The sequence below is a fragment of the Streptomyces sp. CRN 30 genome (assembly GCF_034105845.1).
Genome location: NZ_JAVRHI010000558.1, coordinates 1 through 9,301 on the forward strand (window position 1 = coordinate 1; position 9,301 = coordinate 9,301).

The 9,301-nt window shown below is 73.6% G+C and carries 8 protein-coding genes and 1 pseudogene; 5 read left to right on the forward strand and 4 right to left on the reverse strand.

Annotated elements, in window-relative coordinates; genetic code table 11:
• The 3 genes and pseudogenes from UW392_RS64965 to UW392_RS64975 all read right to left on the reverse strand — a co-directional run.
• Positions 1–73 (reverse strand): annotated as a pseudogene (locus UW392_RS64965) (GntR family transcriptional regulator); the annotation flags it as partial.
• Positions 74–157: 84 nt separating this feature from the next.
• A complete protein-coding gene (locus UW392_RS64970) occupies positions 158–1,576 on the reverse strand; it encodes a HEAT repeat domain-containing protein (protein ID WP_320784889.1) in 1,419 nt (472 codons plus the stop codon).
• A 302-nt stretch (positions 1,577–1,878) separates the two neighbouring features.
• Positions 1,879–2,271, reverse strand: a complete 393-nt coding sequence (locus UW392_RS64975; RefSeq protein ID WP_320784890.1) for an ankyrin repeat domain-containing protein — start codon at positions 2,269–2,271, stop codon at positions 1,879–1,881.
• A 323-nt stretch (positions 2,272–2,594) separates the two neighbouring features.
• Here UW392_RS64975 and UW392_RS64980 point away from each other — a divergent pair, with 323 nt between their 5' ends.
• Complete coding sequence (locus UW392_RS64980) at positions 2,595–2,789, forward strand: hypothetical protein (protein ID WP_320784891.1); 195 nt, start codon at positions 2,595–2,597, stop codon at positions 2,787–2,789.
• Between the two features lie 58 nt (positions 2,790–2,847).
• Positions 2,848–4,509, forward strand: coding sequence for a hypothetical protein (locus tag UW392_RS64985; protein ID WP_320784892.1), 1,662 nt, complete (start codon positions 2,848–2,850; stop codon positions 4,507–4,509).
• Positions 4,510–4,551: 42 nt separating this feature from the next.
• Here the strand turns inward: UW392_RS64985 and UW392_RS64990 are convergent, their stop codons facing one another.
• The gene (locus UW392_RS64990; protein WP_320784893.1) at positions 4,552–6,051 is read right to left on the reverse strand and encodes a PLP-dependent aminotransferase family protein; all 1,500 of its coding nucleotides are present in this window, start codon (positions 6,049–6,051) and stop codon (positions 4,552–4,554) included.
• Between the two features lie 102 nt (positions 6,052–6,153).
• Here UW392_RS64990 and UW392_RS64995 point away from each other — a divergent pair, with 102 nt between their 5' ends.
• The 3 genes from UW392_RS64995 to UW392_RS65005 are packed head-to-tail and all read left to right on the forward strand — an operon-like array spanning position 6,154 to position 8,985.
• Positions 6,154–6,816, forward strand: a complete 663-nt coding sequence (locus UW392_RS64995) for a hypothetical protein (RefSeq protein WP_320784894.1) — start codon at positions 6,154–6,156, stop codon at positions 6,814–6,816.
• A gap of 2 nt (positions 6,817–6,818) precedes the next feature.
• Positions 6,819–7,589, forward strand: coding sequence for a glycerophosphodiester phosphodiesterase (locus UW392_RS65000; RefSeq protein ID WP_320784896.1), 771 nt, complete (start codon positions 6,819–6,821; stop codon positions 7,587–7,589).
• Positions 7,590–7,638: 49 nt separating this feature from the next.
• On the forward strand, positions 7,639–8,985 hold the full coding sequence (locus UW392_RS65005; protein ID WP_320784895.1) for an MFS transporter: 1,347 nt from the start codon (positions 7,639–7,641) through the stop codon (positions 8,983–8,985).
• Positions 8,986–9,301 lie beyond the last annotated feature (316 nt).

Sequence of the window (9,301 nt, forward strand, 5' to 3'; positions counted from 1 at the left end):
CCGAGACCCGCTCCGCCGTGCTGGTGCGGCCCAACAGCGCCCGGTCGTCGGCCAGTCCCGTGAGTTCTGCCATGCCGGGAATCTAAGCGCAGATACAAGAACGAAACAACATAGGTATCGAAGGATTGTTCGACAATCCCCGGTGGTCGCCCGGCGTTCACACGGCGGGCATGTCCGGCCCCATCCGGCTGCGTACGGCCGTCTGGACCTCCGCCTCCTCGGCGGGGTCGGCGGCGAGCCTGCGCAACTGTTCGACCACACGGGCGGAACCGGTCTCGGCGTGCCGCGCGGCGACCTCGCGCGTGGACTCCTCGCAGTCCCACAGGCACTCGACGGCGAAGCCGGCCGGGAAGGTGGGGTCGGTGGCGGCGAGCGCCCGGGCGGCGCGTCCGCGCAGGTGGGAGGAGGCGGTCTCGCGGTAGACGTGCCGCAGGACGGGTGCGGCACAGCCGATGCCGAGGCGTCCGGCGCCGTCGACGAGGGTCCACAGGGTGGACGCGTCCGGGCCTTCGCCCCGTACGGCCTCGCGGAGCGCGGCCAGCACGGAATCACTGTCCTGGGTGCCGCCGCGGCAGGCCAGAGTGCGCCCGGCGGCGGCGCCGAGCGCGTCGGGACGGCGCACCCAGCGGCGCGCGCGCTCGACGGCGGCGACGCTGCGCATCCGTTCGAACGCGTCGACGGCTGCCTCGACGACCAGGGCCGAACCGTCGGCCACGGCGCCCTCGACCAGGTCGAGGGCGAGGGGATCGTTGCTGTCGGCGAGGTAGCGCAGGGCGGTGCAGCGGGCGCCGTCGCCACCGCCGCGGGCGGCGTCGAGGATCTCGGGACGGTCCTCGGGGCCCGCGACGGCCATGAGGCAGCGGGCGGCCGGGACGTGCAGCGCGGCACCGCGGTCGAGGCCCTGCTGGGCCCAGTCGAAGACGGCCGCGACGCTCCAGCCGGGGCGGGGCCCCGCGGAGTCCAGCTGCCGCTGCCAGCGGTCGAAACAGCCGGCTTCCCCGGCCTTGCGCACCCGCGCGCCGATCGACGCGCGGGAGTCCTCGGCCCACAGCCGCCACGGGCGGGGCTCGAAGGCGTCACGGACGGCGGCGGCGAGCTCGGCCTCGCCCTCGGCGTCGGTGGTGAAGCGCGCCAGGACGGGCGCGGCGAGGGCGCGCAGGCCCGCGTCGTCGTCCCGCAGGGCGAGCTCGTCGAGGGCCCAGGCCCAGTTGGCGCCGCGGGCGGCGTACCCGCGCAGCAGTTCCAGTGCGTCCCGCCTGCCGTACGAGGCGAGGTGCCCGAGGACGGCGAGGGCGAGGCCGGTGCGCGACTCGCAGGTGTCGAGGACGTCCTCGGGGGCGAAGAGGTGCCGTTCGACCTCGTCGAGCCCGCCGTTGAGCTCGAGGTAGAGCCGGGCGTAGTAGAGCGAGCGGTTCTCCACCTGCCAGTCGTGGCGGGGATCGCTCAGCACGCAGTGGTCGAGAGCCGCGAGCGCTTCGGCCCGCGGGGCGGTGAGCGCGTGCAGTGTGCCGTCGCCGCGGCCCCGCTGCAGCAGGCCGAGCAGCGTACCGCTGGGCGCTATGACCGGTTCGAACATGGGAAACAGCCTCACATCAAGCGTCGACGCAACCGGGGATCGTGCACTACCTGGCCGCGTGACAACACGTCGGAGCGCCCGCCGTCTCTTGCTCGCTGTAGCCCATCTCTCATCGCCTCTCGTCGTGGCCCTCGCGGGACCGCATCACGGCCCGCGCGGTGCGGCAACACCTGCCCAGCCATCGCGTCCGTGAATCACGACGTCATGATGACCCGGCGGTTCTTCCTGCCGCGACCGAAATTTCCGGCGGCCCCGTACCGCCTCCCCCGTCTTCCGTGTCCTGCCTGCTCAGAACGTGCGGATCAGTGTGCGCCGAACAGTTCCAGGAGTTCCGTCTTGGCGAACATGCGGGCCGTGTCCACGGCCGACGGCGTGCCGGCGGCCGGGTCGGCGCCGCCGTCGAGGAGGACCCGGATGACCTCCTGCTCGCCCTTGAAGACGGCTCCCGCGAGCGGGGTCTGGCCTCGGTCGTTGGCGCGGTCGGCCTCGGCGCCACGCGCCAGCAGCGCGCCCACCGCCTCGGCGTGACCGTGGTAGGCCGCGAGCATGACGAGCGTGTCCCCCCGGTCGTTGGTGAGGTTGGCCGGGACGCCCGCGTCGACGTACGCCACGAGCTCCTCCGTGCGGCCGCGGCGCGCCAGGTCGAAGATCTTCGTCGCGAGCTCCACGACCTCGGGGTCGAGGGCTTCACTCATGGCCGGACCGCCTCTCGCAGCAGGGGTGCGGGCTCGGACGAGCCCGTCGGACTGGGTGGTGCGCACGACGGCGGGTCGGTGCCGCCGTACGGGTGAATCGCCAGGCTACCGGGGACCGGACGCACATGGCCGGGGCCGCCCGAGGCAAAGATCACAGCAGACCCGGTCAGGCGCAACATCGCCGCTCGGACGGGTCAGGGGCGACTGGGCCGACCAGGTGAAACCGGCGAGCATTCACCCGAATGCACCTTTTGTCGTATAGATACATCCTGTGACCCTGGAAGAACTCATGGTGACTGTCCCCACCAACCAGGAGAGCACAAATGATCCTTTCCATGTCAGGCGTCGTCCTGCTCGGCATCATCGTCTTCCTCTTCTTCCGCAAGGACGGGCTGAAGGCCTCGCACGCCATCGTGGCCACGCTATTCGGCTTCTACCTCGCCAGTACGGCCATCGCGCCGAGCATCAAGGCGGGCGGCGAGAGCCTCGCGGGCCTCCTGGGCGGCATCAGCTTCTGAGCCGCCCGACCACCCGCATCCACCTCCGCATCCACCTCCGTATCCGTAGGAGACCGCAGTGGCCCGGCGTCCCCTCCCCCGCATTCCGATCAACGGCAGCGCACACCTCGCCCGGGGCCGGGAACTGGCCCGGACGGCGACCGACGGCGCGACCGACGTCCTGCACCCGCTGATCACGATCACCCGTGGACTGCGCCGGCTGGCGGCCGCCGGACGGCGCAAGTGGGCCGACACCCCGAAGGACAAGCGCGGTTCGCTGTTCTTCCTGGTGGCCTCGGTGGTCCTGGTCGTGGCGCTGGTGCCGTACGGACCGCTGCTCGCCGTCATCGGGCTGATGGCGGCGGCAGCGTGGCGGGGCCGCGAGCCCGCCGCACCGGCGCCCACCGGCCCCGACGAGGCCCAGACGCAGCGCCTGCGGTCGCTGTACGAGGCCCTGGCGCCGTACTTCACGGCGGCCGCCGACCCGGAGCCGCTCTTCGTGCACGGCGGCGACTGGACGAAGGCGTTCCCCGCCTTCGACTTCGACGGGACGGGCCGGATCCGCCGTCTGGAGGTCCGTTATCCCGCGTACTTCACGGACGGCGAGCCCGAGTCCCGCGCGCGGATCGAGCACCTGCTGCACGCCAAGGCCGGCCGCGGCCGCGAGTACCTCTTCGACTGGGACGAGGAGGGCAACCAGCTCACGGTGACGGTCCTCGCCCCGCTCGACACCGGCATCACGGCCCAGCGCTTCGTCACGGCGCCGGGCGAGACGGTGCTCGGCTTCACGGACACGACCGGTGTACGGCGCACGCTGCCGCTCGACCACGGCGGCGAGCAGCGGGACGTGCCCCCGGTCGTGTGGCGCACGGGCCCGCGCTCCACGGAACCGCACCTGCTGGTCGTGGGGGAGCCGGGCAGCGGTACGACGACACTGCTGCGCTCCGTCGCGCTGCAGGCGCTCCAGCACGGTGACGTGGTGGTCGTCGAGGGCGGCGGCACCGGCGAGTACGCGTGCCTGACCGGCCGCCCGGGCGTGCTGGCCGTGGAGTGCGGTCTGGCCGGCGCGCTGGCGAGTCTGGAGTGGGCGGCGCACGAGACGGAACGCCGGCTGATCGCCGCCAACCGCGCGCGCCAGGCGGGCCACCCGCCGCCGGACGACGTCCGGCGCCCCCTGTGGATCCTGCTGGACGGGCCGGGCGCGCTCGGTCATCTGGCCGCAGCCGACGGCGGCGGCCGGGACCCGCAGGCCCTTCTCCAGGTACCGCTGCGCCACGGCCGTCCCGCCAACGTCACCCTCGTCGTGGCCGAGCAGTTCGACGGCCTGGACGCCCTCTCCGAGGCCGTACGCCAGCACACGCGCGCGCGTGTGGTGCTCGGCCCCGCCTCCCCGCAGCAGCTGGAGGAGGTGCTGGGTGAGCTGCCGCGGACCACGCCCGCCTCGGAGATCCCGCCCGGCCGCGGCTACGCGCGCCTGGGCACGGGCCCGGTGCACCGCCTCCAGGTCCCGGCCACCCCCGACCCGTACGACGACGCCACGAGCGAGAGCGACCGCCGGGCGGTGCTGGACCTGCTGCCGGAGCCGACGGACCCGGCCGACCCGCCGGAGGCCGGCTCCGCACTGCCCGGGGTCACCGTGGAAGCGTCCGGGACCGCCCCTGGGCAACCCCGGCCCGACGTTCCCGCGGCACCGCCGAAGACCGACGCGCTGCCCCCCGGAGTGGCGGTCGCGGAAGGCTGACACGGCGGCGCGGGCCGGCCGCCGCGGTGGCACCGGCCCGCCTCACGCCACGGACGTCCGCGGTGCCTCCCCGGTCCCGGAGGCGCCCGTCCGCACCAGGTGGGCCGCCGCCGCGAGCCGTACGGCCGCCTCGTCGGCCACCGCGCCGCCCACGGTGAACGGCAGCCGGACGTACCCCTCGAACGCCCCGTCCACGCCGAAGCGCGGTCCCGAGGGCACCCGCACGCCGACCCGCTCCCCCGCCACGGCGAGCCGGGAGCCCGACAGGCCCCCGGTGCGCACCCACAGGGTGAGCCCGCCCCGGGGCACCGTGAACTCCCAGTCCGGCAGCTCCCGGCGCAGGGCGGTGACGAGCCCGTCCCGGTTCTCGCGCGCCTGCGCCCGGCGCACCGCCACGGCCTGTTCCCACCCCCCGGTGCTCATCAGCCAGTTGACGGCCAGCTGTTCCAGCACGGGGGTGCCGAGGTCCGCGTACGCGCGGGCCGCGACCAGGCTGCGGATCACGTCCGGCGCGGCGCGCACCCAGCCGATGCGCAGGCCCGCCCAGAACGCCTTGCTCGCCGAACCGACCGTGACGACGGTCGAGCCCGCCGGATCGAAACCGCAGACCGGACGGGGCAGCTCCACGTCCGCGTCGAGGCACAGCTCGCTCATCGTCTCGTCGACGACGAGCACGGTCCCGGCGGAACGGGCCGCGTCGACGAGCCGGCGCCGCTGGTCCTCGTCGGCGAGCGCGCCGGTCGGGTTGTGGAAGTCGGCCACCACGTACGCCAGCCGGGGCGCCGCGTCGCGCAGCACCTGCCGCCAGCGGTCCAGGTCCCATCCGGCGAGCTCGTCGGCCATCGCCACGGGCACCAGCCGGGCACCCGCCTCGCGCATCAGCTGCAGGATGTTGGCGTAGCTGGGCGACTCCACGGCGATCCGCTCACCGCGCGGCGCGAACAGGTGGCAGATGGCGTCGATCGCGCCCATCGCCCCGGTGGTGACCATGATCTGCTCGGGCATGGTGGGGATCCCGCGCGCGGTGTAGCGGTCGGCGAGCAGCGCGCGCAGCGCGGGCAGCCCGGCCGGGTAGTCGCCGTGGGTGTGCGCGTACGGCGGCAGGTCCTCCAGGGCTCCGCGCACGGCCCGGGTGAGCCACGGCTCGGGGGCGGGCAGGGCCGCGGTACCGAGGTCGATCACGGAGCCGAGCGCCTCGGGCGGCAGCGGCTCCAGCCCGCGCGCGGGCAGTGGGTTACCGGCCGGAACGGCGGTCCAGCTGCCCGCTCCCCGGCGGGACTGCAGGAACCCCTCGGCGCGCAGCGCCTCGTAGGCCGCCGCGACCGTCGTACGGCTGACGGACAGGGCGAGGGCGAGCTCCCGCTCGGCGGGCAGCCGGGCGGCGACCGGCACCCTGCCCTCCAGCACGAGCAGCCGGATGCCGTCGGTGAGCGCCCGGTAGGCGGGCGGACGGCGGGTGCCGGGTCCCGCGGGGCGCTCCTGCTGGGGGGTGAGCAGCCGGGCGAGCTGTGCCGCCCCCACCGCCGAGGTCCACTGCACCATGGTTCCCAGTCCACCTTCCCCTGATTGGCCCTGGATGGCGTCCGCCACCGAGCCACAGAGTGACACGTGCCGGGCCACCGTCACCACCTGAGGGGGAACACCTTGTCCACCGTCCCGTCCGCACCCCGCCGCCTCGGGCGACGGCTGTTCCAGCTGTACGCCGGTCTCGCGCTGTACGGGGTGAGCTCCGCGCTCCTCGTCGAGGCGGGCCTGGGCCTGGAGCCCTGGGGCGTGCTGCACCAGGGGCTGGCCGAGCTGACCGGGCTGACGATCGGGGTGGTCTCGATCGGGGTCGGGGCACTGGTGCTGCTGCTGTGGATCCCGTTGCGCCAGCGGCCGGGCCTCGGCACGGTCTCCAACGTCGTCGTGGTGGGCCTCGCGACGGACGCGACCCTGGCCGCGGTCCCGGCACCGGACGCCCTGGCCGTGCGCGTGCCCCTCCTCGTCGCCGGCGTCCTGCTGAACGGTGCGGCGACCGGCCTCTACATCGCGGCCCGGTTCGGCCCGGGTCCGCGCGACGGGCTGATGACGGGCCTGCACCGGCGCACCGGGCGCTCGGTCCGGCTGACGCGGACGGCGGTCGAGGTGGCCGTGGTGGCGACCGGATTCGCCCTCGGCGGCACGATCGGTGCCGGTACCGTCCTGTACGCCCTGTCCATCGGCCCGCTGGCGCAGGTCTTCCTGCGGGCGTTCGCCGTTCCCTCGGCGGGTGGCAGCGCTGTCGTCGCCTCCGGTCCACCGGAGCGGGCGATACTGCGGCGGTGACCATGACGACGACTCCCGTGCGCCACCCGTTCCTCGACCATCCCGGTCCGCTCGCCTTCGCCCACCGGGGCGGGGCGGCCGACGGCCTGGAGAACACCGCCGCCCAGTTCCGGTACGCGGTGGAGACGGGTTACCGGTACCTCGAGACGGATGTGCACGCCACGGCCGACGGGAAGCTCGTCGCCTTCCACGACGCGACCCTCGACCGGGTCACCGACGGGGCGGGCCGCATCGCCGACCTCTACTGGAAGGACGTGCGCCGCGCGCGCGTGGCGGGCGTCGAGCCGGTCCCCCTGTTCGAGGAACTGCTGGAGGCCTTCCCCGAGGTGCGGTGGAACGTCGACGTCAAGGCGGAGTCCGCCCTCCACCCACTGCTGAACCTGATCGCGCGCACCAGGTCGTGGAACCGGGTGTGCGTCGGCTCGTTCTCGGAGCCGCGCGTCGCCCGCGCCCAGCGCCTGGCCGGCCCCCGGCTCGCGACCTCGTACGGCACCGGCGGCGTGCTGGGACTGCGGCTGCGCTCGTGGGGCGTGCCCGCCGCGCTGCGCCGTTCGGCGGTCGCCGCGCAGGTGCCCGAGTCCCGGTCGGGCGTCCCCGTGGTGGACCGGCGGTTCGTGCGCGCCGCCCACGCGCGCGGGCTCCAGGTCCACGTGTGGACGGTGAACGATCCGCGGCGGATGCACCGGCTCCTGGACCTCGGCGTGGATGGCATCATGACCGATCACATCGACACGCTGCGCGCGGTGCTCCAGGAACGGGGCACCTGGGCCTGACCGGCCCGCGGCGGCCTTTTCACGAGGGACACGGGGAAGCGAGGCACGGGTGGGCACGGACACCCTGCGGGCAGGCACCGGCGACGGGACCGCCGACCGGAGACGCGAACAGCGCGGCTGGTACTTCTACGACTGGGCGTGCTCCGTCTATTCGACGAGCGTCCTGACGGTGTTCCTCGGCCCGTACCTGACGTCGGTCGCCAAGGCGGCGGCCGACGCCGACGGTTACGTGCACCCCTTGGGCATCCCGGTCCGCGCGGGCTCCTTCTTCGCGTACTCGGTCTCCCTGTCGGTGGTCCTCGCCGTCGTGATCATGCCCTTGGTGGGCGCGGCCGCCGACCGGACGGGCCGCAAGAAGCCGCTGCTCGCGGCGGCCGCCTACCTGGGGGCCGCGGCGACGGCGGGGATGTTCTTCCTGGACGGGGAGCGCTACCTGCTGGGCGGACTGCTGCTGATCGTGGCCAACGCCGCCCAGTCGGTCGCGATGATGCTGTACAACTCCTACCTGCCGCAGATAGCCCCGCCCGAGGAGCGCGACGCCGTCTCCTCCCGCGGCTGGGCCTTCGGCTACGCGGCCGGCTCACTGGTCCTGGTCCTGAACCTGGTCCTGTACACGGCCCACGACTCCTTCGGCGTCTCGGAGAGCACGGCGGTGCGCATCTGCCTGGCCTCCGCGGGGCTGTGGTGGGGCGCCTTCACCCTCGTACCGCTCAGGCGGCTGCGCGACCGCCGGACGCCGCCCGGGCAGGCCACCGCCCCGGGACTGCGCCAGCTCGCGGCGACCGTCCGCGACATGCGCCGCCACCCGCTCACCCTGTACTTCCTGCTCGCCTACCTGGTCTACAACGACGGCATCCAGACGGTGATCTCCCAGGCCTCGATCTACGGTTCCGAGGAGCTGGGGCTCGAGCAGTCGACGCTCATCGTGGCGGTGCTGCTGGTGCAGGTGCTGGCGGTGGCCGGGGCGCTGGGCATGGGCCGGCTGGCCCGCCGGTACGGGGCGAAGCGCACCATCCTCGGCTCCCTCGTCGCCTGGACGCTGACGCTGGCCGCCGGGTACTTCCTCCCCGCGGGCGCGCCCGGCTGGTTCTTCGCGCTGGCCGCCGGGATCGGCCTGGTCCTCGGGGGCAGCCAGGCGCTGTCCCGCTCGCTCTTCTCGCACCTAGTGCCGCCGGGCAAGGAGGCCGAGTACTTCTCGGCGTACGAGATGAGCGACCGCGGGATGAGCTGGCTGGGGCCGCTGCTGTTCGGCCTGACCTACCAGCTGACGGGGAGTTACCGCGACGCGATCATCTCGCTGGTGATTTTCTTCGTGCTGGGATTCGCCCTGCTGGCGCGGGTACCCGTGCGGAAAGCGATCAGCGACGCGGGTAACCCCGTACCCGAAAGGATTTAGCGCCGGAGGTGAAAGAGCTGTAGTGTACGCGTTTGGCCTGCCAGGCGGACCGTTACTGCGCGTCAAAGATGACGAAACGCTGTGTGACATCTGCTGTCAGATGTGACAAACAGGGCGCCGGTGGGTACAACAAGGGCGGCTACGACGGCGACGCTTGACCCGGAACGGACTCGGAACGGGAATCTTTACCGCCGACCGGACGTTGACCGGATGACGACGACAGCGACACCTGTCCTGTGGGCGACAAGCCCGGGAGGCACGATTCATGAGTGAGCGAGCTCTTCGCGGCACGCGCCTCGTGGTGACCAGCTACGAG

Excerpts from the sequence above, each read along its gene's own strand:
- UW392_RS64970 (WP_320784889.1), bottom strand. The coding sequence starts at position 1,576 with ATGTTCGAACCGGTCATAGCGCCCAGCGGTACGCTGCTCGGCCTGCTG.
- UW392_RS64975 (WP_320784890.1), bottom strand. The coding sequence starts at position 2,271 with ATGAGTGAAGCCCTCGACCCCGAGGTCGTGGAGCTCGCGACGAAGATC.
- UW392_RS64980 (WP_320784891.1), top strand. The coding sequence starts at position 2,595 with ATGATCCTTTCCATGTCAGGCGTCGTCCTGCTCGGCATCATCGTCTTC.
- UW392_RS64990 (WP_320784893.1), bottom strand. The coding sequence starts at position 6,051 with ATGGTGCAGTGGACCTCGGCGGTGGGGGCGGCACAGCTCGCCCGGCTG.
- UW392_RS65000 (WP_320784896.1), top strand. The coding sequence starts at position 6,819 with ATGACGACGACTCCCGTGCGCCACCCGTTCCTCGACCATCCCGGTCCG.